General features: G+C 68.3%; 18 protein-coding genes. 16 read left to right on the forward strand and 2 right to left on the reverse strand.

What is annotated here, in order from left to right:
• Positions 1-45: 45 nt before the first annotated feature.
• Positions 46-930, reverse strand: a complete 885-nt coding sequence (locus FVA80_RS23825; protein WP_147907923.1) for a LysR family transcriptional regulator — start codon at positions 928-930, stop codon at positions 46-48.
• 185 nt (positions 931-1,115) lie between these two features.
• On the opposite strand from FVA80_RS23825, the gene FVA80_RS23830 reads away from it, so the two are divergent.
• The 10 genes from FVA80_RS23830 to FVA80_RS23875 are packed head-to-tail and all read left to right on the forward strand — an operon-like array spanning position 1,116 to position 9,874.
• The gene (locus tag FVA80_RS23830; protein ID WP_147907922.1) at positions 1,116-2,156 is read left to right on the forward strand and encodes an ABC transporter substrate-binding protein; all 1,041 of its coding nucleotides are present in this window, start codon (positions 1,116-1,118) and stop codon (positions 2,154-2,156) included.
• The gene (locus tag FVA80_RS23835; protein ID WP_147907921.1) at positions 2,156-3,205 is read left to right on the forward strand and encodes an ABC transporter ATP-binding protein; all 1,050 of its coding nucleotides are present in this window, start codon (positions 2,156-2,158) and stop codon (positions 3,203-3,205) included. Before FVA80_RS23830 ends, FVA80_RS23835 begins: the two co-directional genes overlap by 1 nt.
• The gene (locus tag FVA80_RS23840) at positions 3,202-4,098 is read left to right on the forward strand and encodes an ABC transporter permease (protein ID WP_147907920.1); all 897 of its coding nucleotides are present in this window, start codon (positions 3,202-3,204) and stop codon (positions 4,096-4,098) included. Before FVA80_RS23835 ends, FVA80_RS23840 begins: the two co-directional genes overlap by 4 nt.
• Positions 4,095-4,895 (forward strand): ABC transporter permease, encoded by an 801-nt coding sequence (locus FVA80_RS23845; protein ID WP_147907919.1) that lies wholly within the window; start codon positions 4,095-4,097, stop codon positions 4,893-4,895. Before FVA80_RS23840 ends, FVA80_RS23845 begins: the two co-directional genes overlap by 4 nt.
• Entirely contained in the window at positions 4,892-6,037 is a 1,146-nt protein-coding gene (locus FVA80_RS23850) for an FAD-dependent oxidoreductase (protein ID WP_147907918.1), read from the forward strand. The genes FVA80_RS23845 and FVA80_RS23850 overlap by 4 nt, the downstream gene beginning before the upstream one ends.
• Positions 6,018-6,350 carry a (2Fe-2S)-binding protein gene (locus FVA80_RS23855; protein WP_147907917.1) on the forward strand — a complete coding sequence of 111 codons (333 nt, stop codon included), beginning with the start codon at positions 6,018-6,020 and terminating at the stop codon, positions 6,348-6,350. The genes FVA80_RS23850 and FVA80_RS23855 overlap by 20 nt, the downstream gene beginning before the upstream one ends.
• Positions 6,347-7,720, forward strand: coding sequence for an NAD(P)/FAD-dependent oxidoreductase (locus FVA80_RS23860; protein WP_147907916.1), 1,374 nt, complete (start codon positions 6,347-6,349; stop codon positions 7,718-7,720). Before FVA80_RS23855 ends, FVA80_RS23860 begins: the two co-directional genes overlap by 4 nt.
• Positions 7,717-8,343 (forward strand): hypothetical protein, encoded by a 627-nt coding sequence (locus FVA80_RS23865; RefSeq protein ID WP_147907915.1) that lies wholly within the window; start codon positions 7,717-7,719, stop codon positions 8,341-8,343. Before FVA80_RS23860 ends, FVA80_RS23865 begins: the two co-directional genes overlap by 4 nt.
• Positions 8,340-9,500 carry an FAD-dependent oxidoreductase gene (locus FVA80_RS23870; protein ID WP_147907914.1) on the forward strand — a complete coding sequence of 387 codons (1,161 nt, stop codon included), beginning with the start codon at positions 8,340-8,342 and terminating at the stop codon, positions 9,498-9,500. Before FVA80_RS23865 ends, FVA80_RS23870 begins: the two co-directional genes overlap by 4 nt.
• A 29-nt stretch (positions 9,501-9,529) precedes the next feature.
• Entirely contained in the window at positions 9,530-9,874 is a 345-nt protein-coding gene (locus tag FVA80_RS23875; protein ID WP_147907913.1) for a RidA family protein, read from the forward strand.
• Between the two features lie 389 nt (positions 9,875-10,263).
• On the opposite strand, the gene FVA80_RS23880 is transcribed toward FVA80_RS23875, so the two are convergent.
• Positions 10,264-11,160 carry a LysR family transcriptional regulator gene (locus FVA80_RS23880; protein ID WP_147907912.1) on the reverse strand — a complete coding sequence of 299 codons (897 nt, stop codon included), beginning with the start codon at positions 11,158-11,160 and terminating at the stop codon, positions 10,264-10,266.
• A 117-nt stretch (positions 11,161-11,277) separates the two neighbouring features.
• Between FVA80_RS23880 and FVA80_RS23885 the strand changes: the two genes are divergently transcribed.
• Genes FVA80_RS23885 through atzF form a run of 6 tightly spaced genes read left to right on the forward strand, consistent with a single transcriptional unit; the run spans position 11,278 to position 16,616 of the window.
• Positions 11,278-12,228 (forward strand): NrtA/SsuA/CpmA family ABC transporter substrate-binding protein, encoded by a 951-nt coding sequence (locus tag FVA80_RS23885; RefSeq protein WP_147907911.1) that lies wholly within the window; start codon positions 11,278-11,280, stop codon positions 12,226-12,228.
• A gap of 23 nt (positions 12,229-12,251) precedes the next feature.
• Positions 12,252-13,088 carry an ABC transporter permease gene (locus FVA80_RS23890; protein ID WP_246692457.1) on the forward strand — a complete coding sequence of 279 codons (837 nt, stop codon included), beginning with the start codon at positions 12,252-12,254 and terminating at the stop codon, positions 13,086-13,088.
• Positions 13,081-13,863: an ABC transporter ATP-binding protein gene (locus FVA80_RS23895; protein WP_147907909.1), complete on the forward strand. Its 783-nt coding sequence runs from the start codon at positions 13,081-13,083 to the stop codon at positions 13,861-13,863. Before FVA80_RS23890 ends, FVA80_RS23895 begins: the two co-directional genes overlap by 8 nt.
• Positions 13,863-14,471: a hypothetical protein gene (locus tag FVA80_RS23900; protein WP_246692114.1), complete on the forward strand. Its 609-nt coding sequence runs from the start codon at positions 13,863-13,865 to the stop codon at positions 14,469-14,471. The genes FVA80_RS23895 and FVA80_RS23900 overlap by 1 nt, the downstream gene beginning before the upstream one ends.
• The gene (locus tag FVA80_RS31605; protein WP_246692115.1) at positions 14,444-14,776 is read left to right on the forward strand and encodes a hypothetical protein; all 333 of its coding nucleotides are present in this window, start codon (positions 14,444-14,446) and stop codon (positions 14,774-14,776) included. Before FVA80_RS23900 ends, FVA80_RS31605 begins: the two co-directional genes overlap by 28 nt.
• A 49-nt stretch (positions 14,777-14,825) precedes the next feature.
• A complete protein-coding gene (gene atzF, locus FVA80_RS23905; protein WP_147907941.1) occupies positions 14,826-16,616 on the forward strand; it encodes an allophanate hydrolase in 1,791 nt (596 codons plus the stop codon).
• The last annotated feature ends 21 nt before the right edge of the window (positions 16,617-16,637 follow it).

A 16,637-nucleotide genomic window follows, 5' to 3' on the forward strand; every position in this document is an offset into this window, starting at 1 on the left:
TTAATCGCCGATGCAACAAAAATGAGCAGCGCATTAAGTGGAAGATCAGTTATCTAAGTCGCTGCGGACCAGTTTAAGGAAGGACAGGGCGGCGGCTGATAGCGGGCGCCCAGGGCTTCCCAGTACAGTGACCGAGAACGTCACAGTCGGCTGCAATCTCCGCACGACAACCTGTCCCTTTAGGGCCCTCACAGTGACAGCCTCCGCTACAGCGAAGCCGAGGCCAGCGGCGACCATGGCACAGGCGGCTGCCGCGTTCTGCGTCTCCGCGACAAGGCGAGGCACGACACCGTTGACAGTGAAGAGTTCGTCAACCTGATCGCGAAGGCGGTACTGCCGACCGAGTGAGATGTAGGGTTCGTCATGCAGCTCAGAAAGCGGAATCGCCTTGTTCCGCGTGAGGCGATGCCCGGGTGGCAGGACAACAAGTCCAGGCAGGTCGATCGGTGGTGCTGCGACGAGGGCGCTTCGGCCGACCGGCAGGGCAAACCCGAGGTCGGCATTGCCGGCCTGCACCAGATCATGGACCTCACGCGAACTCGCCACCACGAGCGATATCCGCACCGGCTGCACCTCCCGGGCGAACTTCGCTAGCAGCCGCGGAATAAGCGACAGACCCATCAGTGGCATGGCTGCGACGCGCAACTCTCCGCTTCCGACCCCCCGCATATCGTCGATGGTGCGATCCAGGTGGTCGGCGGCCGCAAACAAGGTCGCGACGTCACTTTCCAGCTTCACGGCTTCCGGCGTCGGCTGAAGATGGCGGCGCGAGCGATCGAAGAGCGGCAATCCGGTCTCGTCCTCCAGGCCGCGCAGCAGCTTCGTGACGGCCGGCTGTGAGAGGAACATCCGCTGCGCCGCACGGCTGACCGAGCCGCTCTGCATGACTGCACGGAATGCTTCTAGCTGGCGAAGCCGGCTCGGGGTCATCCAAAATCCTGCAACTCGCTACTGAAAGGAATGAAACGACAAAAATTATGAATTTGCGTCCCTCGTCAAGAGATCGCACGCTGTGAAGCATTCGGGGCTGGAAATTCGCGGAGATGCTCAGGCCGGAAGCGACGTGCTCGTTTTATGCCCATGAATAGCTTTCCGATTGCTCACGGAGGCAAGCAATGTTGCGGTCGACACTAGGTCTCTTTACTGCGACGGCCACCGTGCTCAGCATGGCGGCCTCCTCGGCCGTGGCCGAACAGCGCCTGACCGTTGCCGGCTACGGTGGCAGCTATGAGCAGGTCATGCGCTCCAGCGTGATCCCGACTTTCGAACGTGAGAACAATGTCCGGATCGACTACCTGACCGGCAACTCGTCCGACAATCTCGCCCGCATGCAGGCGCAGCGCGGCAATCAGACCATCGGCGTCGCCGTGCTGGACGACGGTCCGATGGTCCAGGCGGCCGGGCTCGGCCTCTGCCGCCCGTTGCCGGAGACCACCCGGGACGCCGTGTACCCGATCGCCCGCCTTGCGAGCGATCAGGCCGTCGGCACCGGCTTCGGCTTCACCGGCATCGCCTACAACAAGGATGTCTTCGCGCAGAAGAACCTACCGGTCCCAACGTCTTGGATGGACCTCGCCCGGCCTGAATACCGGCAGCACATCGCCATCCCGGGCATCGACAATACGTACGGCGTCCACACCCTGGCGATGGTCTCGCGCATCAACGGCGGCAGCGATTCCGACATTGCGCCGGGCCTCAAAGTGCTGCGCCAGCAGATCAACCCGAACGTCCTCGCCTACGAGAGCAGCCCGGGCAAGATGAGCGAGATGTTCCAGTCCGGCGAGATCTGGCTCGCAGTCTGGGGCTCCTCGCGGGTCGCAGCGATGCAGCAGGCGGGTTTCCCCCTGGCCATCGTGCGGCCGAAGGAGGGATCCGTGGTCCTGATGACCGCAGGATGCGCCGTCACCGGCAGCCCGGAGCCCGCCCTGGCCGACAAGTTCCTGGCCTATATGATCTCGCCGGCCGTGCAACTGGCCTTTGCCACCCAGTACGGCGCCGGACCGACCAACCCGGCCACCAAACTGCCCCCCGAGGTCGCCAACCGGGTGATCTACGGTGAGGATCAGGTGAAGAGCCTCATCGGGCTCGATTGGGATGTGGTGAACCGCAACCGCGCTGACTGGACCCGCCGCTGGCAGCGCGAGGTCGAGCGCTGATGGCCGCCCCGCATTTCCTCACCCTCGACCGAATCGGCAAGGATTACGGGGCTTTCACGGCGATCCGTGAGGTCAGCTTCTCGGTAGCCCCGGGGGAGTTCCTTGGCCTGCTCGGCCCCTCCGGCTGCGGCAAGACCACCACGCTGCAGATGATAGCCGGTTTCGAGGCCCCGAGCCGCGGCCGCATCACGATGGATGGGCGCGATCTGACCACGGTGCCGGCGGCCAAGCGCGGCATCGGGCTGGTGTTCCAATCCTACGCCCTGTTCCCGCACATGACCGCGGCCGAGAACGTGGCGTTCGGCCTGGAGATGCGTCGGGTGTCGAAGGCGGAGCGCATAAAGCGCGTCGCTGAGGCGCTCGATTTGGTCCACCTCGCCCATCTCGCCGACCGCTTCCCGCGGCAGATGTCGGGCGGCCAGCAGCAGCGGGTCGCACTAGCGCGCGCCCTAGTAATCGAGCCACGCCTGCTTCTCCTCGACGAGCCGCTCTCGAACCTCGACGCGAAGCTGCGCGAGGAGATGCAGGTCGAGCTGCGCGAACTCCAGCGCAGGATCGGCGTCACCACGATCCTGGTCACGCACGATCAGTCGGAGGCGATGGCCCTGTGCGACCGCGTGGCGATCATGCAGGGCGGCCGCATCGTTCAGATCGATGCACCGTGGCGGGCCTACGACGTCCCAGCGGACGACTTCGTCGCCGACTTTCTGGGACGCAGCAACCGCCTGCCTGCCTGCGCGGGGGGCGGCCAGGCGGAAGCTGGGGGGCATCGCTTCGCCCTGCCGCCGGACCTGGCCGATCGCCAGGGCGACATCCTGCTCACCATCCGGCCGGAGCGCCTGCGCATCGGCAATGATGGGGCCGCAGGGCTCGGCGGGCGGGTGCAGTCGCGCCTCTTCCTAGGGGGCTTCTGGCTCTACGCCGTCGAGACGGCGCTCGGGAGCTTCGCCGTGATGCTGCAGAACACCGGCTCCGTGCCGCACGACGAGGGTGCCCCGGTGACGCTGGACTGGGATGCCCACAGCCTGCGCCGGCTCGAACGCGCATGAACGGCCGGAGTAACCTGACCCCTGCGCTTCTCGCGGCGCCCTCCCTCGTCGTCTATGCCGGCGCGCTGCTGCTGCCGCTCGGTGGCGTGCTGCTCCTCAGCCTGCACGGGTTCGACTTCGAGAAGGGCATCCTGCCCGGCTGGGGCCTGGAGAATTACCGCGACCTGCTGACCGATAGCCTGTTCGCGGAATCGCTGCTGCGGACCCTGCGTATCGCACTCTGGACCACGGCGATCTGCCTGCTGGTTGGCGTGCCCGAAGCCTGGATCATCTACCGCATGGCTCCGCGCTGGCGCGGTGCGATGCTGCTGATCGTGGTCGGGCCACTGCTCGTGTCGGTGGTCGTGCGCAATTTCGGCTGGATGGTGCTGCTCGGCACGACCGGGCTCGTGAACCAGGTACTGACGATCCTCGGTGTGCCAGGCGCGCCTTTCCGCCTGATGTTCACCGAGCTCGCCGTGGTGATCGGCCTGGTGCACGTGATGGTGCCCTTGGTGGTCCTGTCCGTGTGGGCGAGTCTCGGTCGGCTCGATCCGGTGCTGGAGCGCGCGGCCTTCAGCCTTGGGGCGAGCCGTCTGACGGTGTTCCGCCGCGTCGTCCTCCCGAACGTCATGCCGGGCATCATGGCCGGTGCCTTGATGGTGTTCTGCCTGTCGGCCTCGGCGTTCGCGACCCCGGCCATGCTCGGGGGAAAGCGCCTCAAGGTCGTGTCGAGCATGACCTACAACGAGTTCCTGAACACGCTGAACTGGCCGCTCGGCGCTGCGCTCGCGACGCTGCTGATGGTGGCGATCCTCACCGCCACGCTGATCTGGACACGCTTCGTTGAGACGCGGGCCATGCGCCGCCTGGGCGAAGTCGCGGAAGGTGGCAAGGGAGGAAGCAGGGCATGAGCCGCAACGGTCCCCTGGCGCTGGCCTTCCACGCGCTGTTCCTCACCTTCATCCTGGCACCGCTGCTCGTGGTGATCGGCGTATCTTTCACCGGGGAGGGTTACCTCGCCCTGCCGCTCAACGGGCTCTCCCTGCGCTGGTGGCGCGCGATCGGCGACAACCCGCGCTTCCTGGAAAGCTTCTGGTTCAGCTTGCGCCTCGGCGTGACGGCCGCCACGCTATCCGCGCTGATCGCGGTGCCGGCAGCTCTGGCGATCGCCCGGTGGCGCTTCCCCGGCCGCGGGGCTCTGGTGGCGATCCTAGCCTCGCCGCTGATGATTCCGCACGTGGTGCTGGGCGTTGCGCTGCTGCGCTTCTTCTCCGGCTTTGGCCTCTCGGGCAGCTTCTCAGGCTTGGTCACCGCGCATGTCATCGTGATTACCCCCTACATGCTGCGCCTCGTCGGGGCCGGCCTGTCGGGGCTCGATCCGCGGATCGAGCGCGCCGCAGAGAGCCTCGGGGCCTCGCGCCTGACCGTGTTTCGTCGGGTGACCCTGCCGCTGATCGCCCCGGGCGTCGCGGGGGGCTGGATCCTGGCCTTCGTCACGAGCTTCGACGAGCTGACGGTTAGCCTGTTCCTGGCTTCCCCGTCCGCCAACCCGCTGCCCGTGCAGCTGTTCAACTACATCGACCAGATGACCGACCCGCTGGTCGCGTCCGTGTCGGCTGCCCTGATCCTCGGCACCGCCCTGGTCCTCCTGGTGCTCGATCGCTTCTACCCGATCGACCGCCTCCTCACCGGGGAGCGCCGCGCATGATTTCGGCAACACAGACGCTGCAGGACGAGACGCGCGACGCCATCGTAGTTGGCGGCGGACTCGTGGGCGCGGCGATCGCGTACGGGCTGCAGCGGCAAGGCCTGTCCACGCTGATGCTGGACGAGGGCGACATCGCCCACCGGGCCAGCCGGGGCAATTTCGGGTTGATCTGGGTCCAGTCGAAGGGCCTGGGCGCACCCCATTACCAGCACTGGACCCATGGCTCGGCGCAGGCTTGGCCGGGGCTCGCCGAGGATCTGTCCGAGGCTACTGGCATCGGCGTCGGCCTGCACCAGCCGGGCGGCCTGCATTTCTGTTTCTCGGACGCGGAGATGGCGCAGCGCGACGCGCTGATGGGGCAGCTCCGCAGAGAGGCCGGCAATGCCGGTTACGAATACCGCATGCTGAGTGTCGCGGACCTGCGCGACATGGTCCCGGGCCTCGGGCCCAAGGTCGTGGGCGCCTCCTGGACCCCCTACGATGGGCATGCGAGCCCGCTGCATCTCCTGCGCGCGCTCCATGCGGCGTTCCAGCGGGCGGGCGGCCATTACCGGCCGAATGCCCGGGTCGAGGCCGTCACGGCGGCGCCCCACGATTTTTCCGTCAGCCTCGGCACGGCGATCGTGCGTGCGCCCCGGCTCGTGCTGGCCTCAGGGTTGGGCAACGCCGACCTTGCACCGCTCGTCGGCCTCGCCGCTCCGCTGCGCCCCGAGCGCGGCCAGATCCTCGTCACGGAACGCACCCGCGAGGTGCTCGCTCTGCCGACCCACGTCGTCCGCCAGACCGACGAGGGCTCGCTCCTCCTGGGAGACAGCAAGGAGGACATGGGCTTCGACACCCTGAGCCAGACCCCCACGATCATGCGGGCCATCGCCCAACGGGCGGTGCAGACCTTCCCGTGGATCGCTGAACTGAACATCGTCCGGGCCTGGGCGGCCCTGCGGGTTATGTCGCCCGATGGGAAGCCGATCTACGACGAGTCCGAGCGCTGCCCCGGGGCGTTCCTGGCCAATTGCCATTCGGGCGTGACCCTGGCGGGGGCGCATGCGCACCTGCTCGCCCCGATGATCGCGGCCGGCGCGCTGGCGCCGGAGATGTCCCCCTTCAGCGCGAGACGGTTCGATGTTCAGAAGGCGGCCTGAAGCCCGCCCCGCCACGGGGGACCGGCTGGTGGACGTGTACGTAGCCGGCGCGGTGGTCCGCGTCCCCGAGGGTGCTTCCGCCGCCGCCGCGGTGCTGCTCTCCGGCGCACCGGCGATCCGCACGACGCCGGTAAGCGGAGCTCCGCGCCTGCCCTATTGCATGATCGGCATCTGCTTCGATTGCCTCGCTGAGATCGACGGCGTCGCCAACCGCCAGGCCTGCCTGGTCCCGGTGGCGCCGGGCATGCGCATCGAGCCGCAGCAGGGACCGCGCGCGGCCCGGCCCCACCATAATGCCCCGGAGGCCGCATGAGCTACGATCTCGCCATCGTGGGCGCCGGCCCGGCCGGCATGGCCGCTGCCATAGAGGCCACCGCGCTGGGGCTCTCGGTCACCGTGCTCGACGAGCAGGCTGCCCCGGGCGGGCAGGTGTTCCGCGCGGTTGAATCCGCCTCCGGCGACCCGGCCCTCGCGGGCGAGTTCCTGGACGCCGGCGGTGCGCTCACCGCGTCGTTCCGGGGCGTCACGACGATCGCCTATCGGCCTTCCTCGACGCTGTGGCATCTCGCGCCCGACACGGGAGCGCTCTCGGTGAAAGCCGGTGGGGCGTCGTTGGAGCTCGCGGCCCGGCGCGTGCTGCTGGCCACCGGCGCTCAGGAACGACCGGTGCCGATCCCCGGCTGGACCCTCCCCGGCGTGATGAGCGCCGGCGCGGCCCAGATCCTGCTGAAAACCGCCGGCGCCGTTCCGCAGGGAGCTGTGGTGATCGCCGGCCAGGGACCTTTGTGCTGGCTGCTGGCGGTCCAGCTTCTGCGTGCCGGGGTCGGGCCGCTGACGTTGCTTGAGACCGGTGCCGGCGGCGCGCTTTGGGATGCGTTCCGCGCCGGCGGCCTTTGGACCGGCCGCCGGCTCCTCGGAAAGGGCGTTGCGCTCGTCCGGGAGGCTAAGCGACGCGGCCTGCAGGTCGTGCGGGGCGTACGCGACCTGAGGGCGGAGGGCGACGTGCACGTCCAGGCGGTGCACTGGCATGGAGGTTCGCTGCCTTGCGACACGCTGCTCCTGCACGAGGGCGTGATCCCGTCGACGCACATCACCCGGGCCCTCGGCCTCGAACACGATTGGGACGCGCGGCAGCTGTGCTGGCGGCCCCGCCTCGACGCGTGGGGCGCCACTAGCCACCCGAACGTGGCAGTCGCGGGCGATGGCGGCGGCATCGGTGGCTGGGAGGCGGCGGTTGCCAGCGGCCGGCTGGCGGCTATCGACGCGGCCCACCGCCTGGGGAAGCTCGATGCCGCGGCCCGTGATGCGCGCGCGGCGGCCCCACGCATCTCCCTGCGTTCCGCGCTGTCGCTGCGACCCTTCCTCGACCGGCTTTACGCCCCCGCACCGACTGTGCTGGCGCCCGCGGACGACACCATCGTGTGCCGCTGCGAGGAGATCACCGGCGGCCAGATCAGAGAGGCCGCGCGGCTCGGTGCCACCGGGCCGAACCAGGTCAAGGCGTTCCTGCGCGCCGGCATGGGCCCCTGCCAGGGCCGCATGTGCGGGACCGTGGTCGCCGCCCTGATCGCCGAAATCCGCGGGGCCTCGATGGAAGAGGTCGGCGCGCTCCGGCCGCGGGCGCCGTTCAAGCCGATGACCGTCGGCGAGCTGGCGCGGGAACCGCAGGACGCGGCCGCGTGAGCGCGCCCGTGGCGCTCCGGATCTGCGTGCTAGGCGGCGGTCCGGCTGGGAAGTCAGCCCTGGTCCGGCTGCCTGGGGCCGTGCTTATCGGGCGCCCGCAGGCGACTGGCTGGCATGCCGAGCCCGGGATCCTCTGGATCGAGAGCGCGGGCCACGTCCGACCGGAGCCCTTCGACCGCCTGCTGGTCTGCGCCAACGAGCCCCTGCTGCTGGCAAGCCTCGGCTGCGCTTTCACGGAAGGCCACCTCGTTATCGACGAGGCGGGACGCACCACCGTTCCGGGCATATCGGTGGCCGGCCGGGTGGCCGGCGCGGACTCGGTGGACGCCGCGGTTAGGCAGGGGGCTGCCGCCGCCGAGGCGCTGATGGCGGGGCCTGCCGCAGCCCCGGTCCCGGCGTCGCTTCCGGAGTCTATCGGGACGGCGTGGCTGGATCCGTTCGACCTCGCGGCGCTTCTGGAGCGTCCCGCCGATCCGGCCCGCGATGCTCAGTTGCGCGCGCATGGCATCCTCGCGGGTCCGGTCCGGCCGGCCCGGCCCGTCAGCCTCGCGGCGCTTGCGAATTTCGTCGCGGAGGCGCCGGAGCCGTATCCGCCGCAGCTGGACGGTGGAGAGTTCGCATGAGGGAGTCCGACGTCCTCGTGGTCGGCGGTGGGCTTCACGGCCTATCGGCCGCCCTGCATCTCGCCCGGCGCGGCATCAGGGTCCGCGTACTGGAGGCGCAGCAGGTCGGCGCGCACGCGTCGGGCTACTCGGCCGGCGGCGTGCGCACCTTGGGCCGCCACGTCGCCGAGGTGCCGCTCGCGCTGGAAGCCCTCGACCGATGGCATCGCATCGCCACCCTGGTGGGCGAGACCTGCGGCTTCCGCAGCGTCGGGCAGGTGCGGGTGGCCGAGACCGAGGCCGAACTTGCCCGCCTCGCGGAACGCGCGGCGCAGATGCGCGCGCTGGGCTTCCGACACGAAGAGGTCGTGGATGCCGACACCCTGCGCGGCCTGCTGCCGGCCGTCGCCGGCCACGTGGTCGGCGGCCTGATCGCGCGGCGCGATGGCTACGCAGTCCCGCTCCGGACCACGCAGGCCTTCGGCCGCGCAGCGACAGCCGCCGGCGCGGAGATCCTGGAGGGCGTGCGCATCTCCGACGCCGAGCGGCGGGACGGACGCTGGATCCTGAAGAGCCGGGACGCGAACACCTATGCGGCCCCGTATCTCGTCAATGCGGCCGGTGCCTGGGGCGGGCGCCTTGCCCGGGCGGTGGGCGAAGCGATCCCGCTTGGCTTCAACGCGTTCCAGATGCTCCTCACCGACAGTCTGCCGCCGTTCCTAACACCCGTGGTTGGCGCAACCGGGCGGCCGCTCTCCTTCAAGCAATCCGAGAGCGGGCACGTTATGATCGGCGGCGGCCACAAGGGCCTGGCGGATCTCGACACGGGTCAGGTGCGCCTCGACGTCCCGCGTCTCGCCTATTCAGCCCGCACGGCTCTCGACCTGTTCCCGATCCTTCGCGACGCGCGCATCGTGCACGCCTGGGCCGGCATCGAGGGCGTCACGCCGGACGAATTGCCGGTGATCGGCCCCTCGGCGATCGCAGACGGGCTCGTGCATGCTTTCGGCTTCTCCGGCCACGGCTTTGCCCTTGCACCGGTGATCGGCGACATCGTCGCCGACCTCCTCCTCGATGGACGAACCCGCTTCCCCATTGAGCCCTTCGCGGCTGACCGCTTCGGCCGCGTCCCCCTCAGCTCAAGCCTCCGGCCCGCCCTGCCGCAGCCGGCAGGCTGAGTTCACCATCCGTAGAGAGGACCTTACCTGTGATCCAACGTCATATCCGCACGCCCATCATGCATCGCGTCGTCGAGCATAGTGGGGTGCTATATTTGGGCGGCATCGTCGCTGAAGACCGTTCGGCCTCGATGAAGGGGCAGACAGAGCAGGTTCTGGCTCGCGTCGATGCGTTGCTCAGCGAGACGGGGAGCGACAAGAGCAAGATCCTGACAGCCACGCTCTACATCACCGACATGAATCTGAAGGACGAGATGAACGAGGCCTGGACCGCATGGTTGGCTCCAGAAATTCTGCCAAGCCGATCGACCATCGGCGTTGCTGAGCTCGGTCCTAAAGTGTTGATCGAGGCCGTGATCACAGCTGCGAAGTAGCGCGTGAATCGAATGGTGTCTTTCATATACACTCCCTACCGATCTGAAATCTAGGTTCTTGTCTAAGGCAGGAGTGACGGACGGTGGAGCAGACGGCATGTTCTGCCCACCGATGTCGAAAGACTTAAAATCAGTCAATTGTCTCTTTGAATACGTACTAATTCGTAACTTAGAAACTAGATCAGGACGCAGACATCTGATTTGGCAATTTTAATTTATAACTGGTAGCATTCTAAGATAATTGATTAGCAATTTATGTCTGTAACATAAAATGCAATGAATCAATATCCGTTTTAATGCATGCGATCGTCTGACGAGTTTGAAAATATTATTATAAAATAAAAGGTACGTTAGCCAGCGCTGCTAGTAATACCCAACCGAACGATTGGTCAGACTGCTTCCCGATTGAGCCGAAGAACAAGCTGATCGGCAAATTTCGCTGCGGCTACCGATAGGGATCGCCCGCGCAGCTGCGCGAGAACCAGCGTCATCGGCGTCAGATCGCGCGTGTCGATAGGACGACTGCGCAGACGCGGATCCTGGGGGATGCCACTGGGGATCTGAAGGCTGATCACGTCCTCGCGTAGCGTCAGATTGCGCAAGAATTCCAGCGATCCTGACTCGACCGCCGGCCGCAGTTCGACGCCGCGCCGAGCCAGCGCGTGCTCTATGTGGTGGCGGATGGCCAACGAATGGTCGGGCAGTGCCAGAGCGTGAGCCAGGCAATCACGCAGCCGCACCGGCCCGGTCTCCGCCGCCAGCGCGTGGCCCTTGCGCATCAATGCGCAGAGCGTCTGCTGGCCGGAATAGAGCGGATGTAGCTCCGCCGAAGGTGGCGGCTGCAGGATCAGGGCGAGATCTGCCTCAAAGGCCGCCAGGGCGCTCACTCCCTGCGCGTGGTCGCGGACCTGCACCGTGAAGCCGACCTGCGGGAAGCGAGCACGATAGGCCTCCACCTCTTCCGGCACCACCTGCGTGACGAAGGCCTGGCTGCAGGCTAGGGCCACGTGCCCTCGCCGCACCCCTGACAGGTCGGCGATCTGCGAGCGCACCCGCTCAAGATCCGCGGCCTGGTCGCGGATGTGGCGGACGAAGAGCTCGCCGGCCGCGTTGAGCCGCATTCCCTGTGGCAGGCGCTCGAAGATCGGCGTGCCGAGCTCGTATTCAAGGTCCTGTATCTGCCGCGTCAGGGCCGAGGGCGTGAGATTCAGACGTTCCGCCGCGCGTCGGATCGAGCCGGCCCGGGCGACTTCGGCGACATAGGTTACCGTGCGCAGGTATTTCATGCCTCCATCATGCTTGCCGTTGCCTGCGAAGCAACGGCACGATCATCAAATAGCACTTCCTTGCAACAGGGGAGACTCATAGCGTTCGCGGCATCGGGACTCTGAAGGAGCCGTTCGATGATCTGCCGCCGCACCCTTATGGCCGGTCTCGGGGCCGGCCTCGCTCTTGGCCCCCTGGCTGGCGCGCGCGCCCAGGGCACGCCCGTCACGATCCGGATGGGATCGCTCAAGCTGATCCACTCGATCGCGCCGAGTTTCTACGAGCGCTTCACTCCCGCGGGCGTGACGGTGGAGGTGGTGCCCTTCGAGAGCCCGACGGAATGCAAGAACGCCGTCGTCACCAAGTCGGTGGATTTCGGCACCTTCGGCATCGCAGCCGCGACGCTGGGAGCCGCCGCGGGCGAGCCGCTCGTGGTGATCGCCTCCACCTGCAACCGCGGGATGGCGGTGATCGCTAAGAAGGATTCGGACATCCGCGCCATCAAGGACCTGCGGGGCAAGCGGGTCGCGATCTGGCCCGGCAGCACCCAGGAGGTCTTCGTCCTCGAACGGATGCGCATGGAGGGACTGTCCGTGAAGGACATCACCCCCGTGCGGATCTCGTTCTCGGAGATGCACATCGCGTTGGCCCGCGGCGACATCGACGCCTATGTTGGCGCCGAGCCAGGTCCCGGCGTCAGCCTCGCCTCGGGCATCGGCCAGCTCGTCGAGTATCCTTACGGCACCGAGATGGGGGCGCTGAACATGGTGTTCGGCGCCCACCGCGACACATTGGCCGAGCGCCCGGACCTCGTCCGGACCATGCTGGAGATCCACCGCAAGGCCACGGATTTCGCCGCCGGCGACCGCAACGCGATGATCGCCATGGCCGTGGCCAAGCTCGGGCAGAAGCGCGAGGCGCTGGAGCTCTCAGCCCCGAACGTGGAGCTGACCTGGCGCCTCGGTCCGGACGAAGTCCGACAGGCCGGGGCCTACGCCCAGCACATGCTGGCGCTCAAGCAGATCAAGCGCCTGCCGGAGCCCGGCTTCATCGACACCCGCTTCGTTGACGCGATGGGGCGAGCGTGAGCACCGGGATCGAGGCCGGCGCCCTGCCGGCGTCGCGGGTCGGATCGACATCCAGGCCCGCGGCCAGGACCGGGGCCGGGCTCGCACGCCTGCGCCGGTTGGGACTGGCCAGCGTGGTGCCGGCTTTGCTCGTCGCCGTCTGGCAGGTGGCCACCGCAGGCCGGCCCTATAGCCTGATCCCGCCGCCCGCCGATGTCTGGGCGGAGATGCAGGATCTCGCGATCGGCGGCGTCAACGACGACGCCTTCAGCGGCACACTGTGGACGCACCTCGCGGCGTCGCTCGGCCGCGTCTACGGCGGCTTCGCGCTGGCCGCCGCCGCAGCCCTACCGCTCGGCCTGCTGATCGGGCGCGTCCCGCTTGTCCGGGCGCTCCTCGATCCAGTCCTGCAAGTCCTGCGGCCCGTCCCGGTCACCGCGTGGCTGCCGCTGGCGATGATCCTGTTTGGCCTTGGTCCGCGCTCGGCCTTCTTTCTCGTCTTCCTCGGAGCGTTCTATCCGATCCTGGTCAACACCGTGTTCGGGGTGCGCTCGGTGGAGCCGCGCCTGTTCGAGGCGGCCGCAATGCTGGGCTGCACCGGGCCGGCGCAGTTCGCCCGGGTGGTTCTGCCGGCCGCCCTGCCGTCGATCTTCACCGGTCTCCGGCTGGGCCTGGGCTTCGCCTGGGTGGTGATCGTGGTTGGCGAGATGACCGGCGTTCAGACCGGCCTCGGCGCGATCATCATGGAGGCGCGCCAGCTGTCGCGCACCGAGATCGTAATCTGCGGCATGGCGGTGATCGGGGTCGCGGGCTTCGTCTCCGATTGGATGGTCATGCAGCTCGGCCGTCGGCTGCTCGCATGGAGCCCCAACCATGGCTGATCCCTCGATCCCGATCCTCGACCTGCGCGCGGTATCGAAGACTTACACGGCGGGCGGTCGCCGGACCGAGGCCCTGCGCGAGGCGAACCTCACCGTCGCTCGGGGCGAGTTCGTCTGCCTGCTCGGCGCTTCGGGCTGTGGGAAGTCGACGCTGCTGCGGGTCGCCGCCGGCTTCGAGGCGCCGAGTTCCGGGCAGGCCCTAATGTGGGGCAAGCCGATCGCGGGGCCGGGGCCGAGCCGCGGCATGGTCTTCCAGGATTATGGCCTGTTTCCGTGGCTCACCGTGCGCGACAACATCGGCTTCGGCCCGAAGGCGCGCGGGCGGCCCGCAGCCGAAGTGCGCGACGTCGCTGAGCGGTACATCTCGCTCGTTGGTCTCCAGGCCTTCGCCGACGCCTATCCGCACCAGCTCTCGGGTGGGATGAAGCAGCGGGTCGCCATCGCCCGGGTGCTCGCCAACGAGGCCGAGGTCGTGCTGATGGACGAGCCCTTCGGGGCGCTGGACGCCATGACCCGCGAGCGGTTGCAGGACGAGCTGCTCGACCTCTGGTCGCGCACCGGGCTGACGATCCTGTTCGTCACCCATGCCATCGAGGAGGCCATCTTCCTGGCCGACCGCATCGTGATGATGTCGCCCGGTCCCGGCCGGATCGAGGCGGTGCACGCGATCGACCTGAAGCGGCGGCGCGATGTGTCGAGCCCGGCCTTCAACGACCTGCGCCGAATGCTGGCCGCGCAGCTTCATAGTCACCACGCGCCGCGGGCGGCTGCCTGATGGACATCACGTTCGACGACCCTCGCAGGCCCGAGAACCGTCTGGCCTACCGCGCCGCCGTCGACCGCCCTCGGCTCACCTTGCCCGAAGGCAAGCACGTCGCCGTGTGGCCGGTGGTCAATGTCGAGCACTGGCTGATCGACCATCCGATGCCGCGCCAGATCCTGGTGCCGCCGACCGCCGCGAGCCTGCTGCCCGACCTGCCGAACTGGGCGTGGCACGAGTACGGGATGCGGGTCGGCATCTGGCGCTTCCTCGAGGCTTTTTCCAGCCGTGGCATCCGCCCGACCCTGTCGATCAACGGTTCGGTCTGCAGAGCCTATCCCCGCATCGCCGAAGCCGCCCATGCGGCGGGCTGGGAGTTCATGGCCCACGGCTTCCATCAGGTCCCGACCCACCGGGTCGAGGACCAGCCCGAGATGATTGCGCGCACGGTCGCGGCGATCGCGGAGGTCACCGGCGTCCGCCGCGCGGCTGGCTCGGCCCGGGCCTCACCGAGACCCTCGATACGCCCGATCATCTGCACGCGGCCGGCATCGAATACGTCGGCGATTTCGTGGTCGACGATCGCCCCTGTCGCGTGGCGACGCGCACCGGGTCCCTCGTAGCGCTGCCCTACTCCGTCGAGTTGAACGACATTCCGCTGCTAGCCATCCAGCACCACCGGGCCGACGAGTTCGTAGATCGGGCGCTGGCCAACCTCGACCGCCTCGCAACCGAGGCCGCAGGTCCCGGTCCGCTCGGCGGCGCCAAGGTGATGAGCTTCGCGATCCATCCCTACATCACCGGCGTTCCACACCGGATCGGCCTGTTGGAACGGCTGCTGGACGCCCTGGTCGCGCGCAGCGACACGGTTTTCATGCAGGGGACCGAGATCCTCGACTGGTATCTCGGATCTGGTGACGAATCCTGAACCCCCGAGCCGGCCAAAGACGAGGAGAGCCGCAGTGCCCCCCTTCCCGATGATCCCGCACCTGCACGCAGCTTATGCGGCGGGCCTGGACCCGCGCGAAGTAGTGTCCGAGTGCTACCGGCGACTCGTGACAGTCGATGATCCCGGAATCTTCCTCGCGCTGGTGCCGGAGGCGGAGGCTCAAGCCGAAGCGGCTGCGCTCCCGCCTTTCGACCCCGCGGCGATGCCGCTCTGGGGCGTGCCCTTCGCCGTGAAGGACAACATCGACGTGGCCGGCCTGCCGACCACTGCGGCCTGCCCGGATTTCGCCTACACCCCCACCGAGACCGCGCACGCTGTTGCACGGCTCCGCGCGGCCGGGGCGATCCTGATCGGCAAGACCAATCTCGACCAGTTCGCCACCGGGCTCGTCGGCCTGCGCACCCCCCATCCTGCCCCGCGCAATGCCATCGACCCAGCCTATGTGCCCGGGGGCTCTAGCAGTGGTTCAGCAGTCGCGGTCGCCCACGGGATCGTGTCGTTCGCGCTCGGGACCGACACGGCGGGGTCGGGCCGGGTGCCGGCAGGGCTCAACAACGTCGTCGGGCTGAAGCCGTCCCTCGGCGCGATCTCCAGCCGCGGGATGCTCCCGGCCTGCCGCACCCTCGACACGCTCTCGGTCTTCGCTGGTACCGTCGCCGACGCCGATGCGGCCTTCCGCGCCATGCTGGGTCCAGACGCGATGGATCCCTGGTCGCGGGTGCTGCCCGTGGCTCCCGTCCCCGCGGGGCTCCCGCCGGGCCTGCGCCTCGGGCTCCCGGATGCGGCAAGCCTGCGCTTCGGTGGCGACAGCCTTTCGGAGGCGGCCTTCGCTGCTTCCATCGCCCACCTTGAAACGCTTGCCGGCGCAGCGGCGCGGGTTGACCTGAGCCCGATGTTCGCCGTGGCGGCGCTGCTCTACGACGGACCGTGGGTCGCAGAGCGTTACGCGGCGATCCGCCCGGTGATGGAGACGCGTTCTGGGATCCTGCACCCGACCACGCGGGCGGTGATCGGCGCCGCCGAACGCTACAGCGCCGCAGACGCTTTCGCGGGCCTCTACCGCCTGGCAGATCTGCGTCGGGATGCAGATGCAGTCTGGGAGCACGTCGACGTGCTGGCGGTGCCGACCTATCCGCGCCCACAGACCTGCGCGGCCGTCGCGGCGGACCCGATCGGCCCCAACAGCGAGCTTGGGACCTACACCAACTTCGTCAACCTGCTCGACTGGTGCGCCCTCGCGGTCCCGGGGCGGAAACGGGAAGACGGCTTTCCCGCAGGGATCACTCTGCTCGCGCCGCGCGGGTCGGACGGCCTCCTCGCCGCTCTCGGCTCACGCCTGCACGCGGCCTCCGCTGAGCGGATCGGCGCCAGCATGATGGCTGTTCCGGCGGTGGAGCCGGGCTTGGTCCGGGCCGGCCCGGGCGAGATCGAGCTGGCGGTCGTCGGCGCGCATCTCTCCGGCCTGCCCCTGAACCGCGAGTTGATTGAGCGCGGCGCCCGCTACTTGCGCGCGGTGACGACTGGGCCGGATTACCGCCTCTACGCCCTGCCGAGCGGGCCGCCGCAGCGCCCGGGCCTGCTCCGGGTGGCTAATGGCGAAGGCGGTCGCATCGAGACGGAGGTCTGGGCGTTGCCACCCGCCGCCTTCGGCGAGTTCGTGGCAGCCATCCCGACGCCCCTCGGTATCGGCACCCTGCAGCTGGCCGACGGGACGGCGCCGAAGGGCTTTCTCGTCGAGGCGGCTGGCGTCGCTGGTGCGGACGACATCACGCAGTTCGGCGGCTGGCGCAGCTACGTGGCCGGTGGTGCCGCGGCCTAATAGACCTGCCGCTTCTAAGAA

It is taken from the genome of Methylobacterium sp. WL1 (assembly GCF_008000895.1).
Lineage (GTDB): Bacteria > Pseudomonadota > Alphaproteobacteria > Rhizobiales > Beijerinckiaceae > Methylobacterium.

Coding starts and splice junctions, on each gene's coding strand:
- FVA80_RS23870 (WP_147907914.1), top strand. CDS start 8,340: ATGAGGGAGTCCGACGTCCTCGTGGTCGGCGGTGGGCTTCACGGCCTA.
- FVA80_RS23830 (WP_147907922.1), top strand. CDS start 1,116: ATGTTGCGGTCGACACTAGGTCTCTTTACTGCGACGGCCACCGTGCTC.
- FVA80_RS23825 (WP_147907923.1), bottom strand. CDS start 930: ATGACCCCGAGCCGGCTTCGCCAGCTAGAAGCATTCCGTGCAGTCATG.
- FVA80_RS23880 (WP_147907912.1), bottom strand. CDS start 11,160: ATGAAATACCTGCGCACGGTAACCTATGTCGCCGAAGTCGCCCGGGCC.
- FVA80_RS23850 (WP_147907918.1), top strand. CDS start 4,892: ATGATTTCGGCAACACAGACGCTGCAGGACGAGACGCGCGACGCCATC.
- FVA80_RS23885 (WP_147907911.1), top strand. CDS start 11,278: ATGATCTGCCGCCGCACCCTTATGGCCGGTCTCGGGGCCGGCCTCGCT.
- FVA80_RS23835 (WP_147907921.1), top strand. CDS start 2,156: ATGGCCGCCCCGCATTTCCTCACCCTCGACCGAATCGGCAAGGATTAC.
- FVA80_RS23895 (WP_147907909.1), top strand. CDS start 13,081: ATGGCTGATCCCTCGATCCCGATCCTCGACCTGCGCGCGGTATCGAAG.
- FVA80_RS23845 (WP_147907919.1), top strand. CDS start 4,095: ATGAGCCGCAACGGTCCCCTGGCGCTGGCCTTCCACGCGCTGTTCCTC.
- FVA80_RS23860 (WP_147907916.1), top strand. CDS start 6,347: ATGAGCTACGATCTCGCCATCGTGGGCGCCGGCCCGGCCGGCATGGCC.
- atzF (WP_147907941.1), top strand. CDS start 14,826: ATGATCCCGCACCTGCACGCAGCTTATGCGGCGGGCCTGGACCCGCGC.
- FVA80_RS23900 (WP_246692114.1), top strand. CDS start 13,863: ATGGACATCACGTTCGACGACCCTCGCAGGCCCGAGAACCGTCTGGCC.
- FVA80_RS23855 (WP_147907917.1), top strand. CDS start 6,018: ATGTTCAGAAGGCGGCCTGAAGCCCGCCCCGCCACGGGGGACCGGCTG.
- FVA80_RS23840 (WP_147907920.1), top strand. CDS start 3,202: ATGAACGGCCGGAGTAACCTGACCCCTGCGCTTCTCGCGGCGCCCTCC.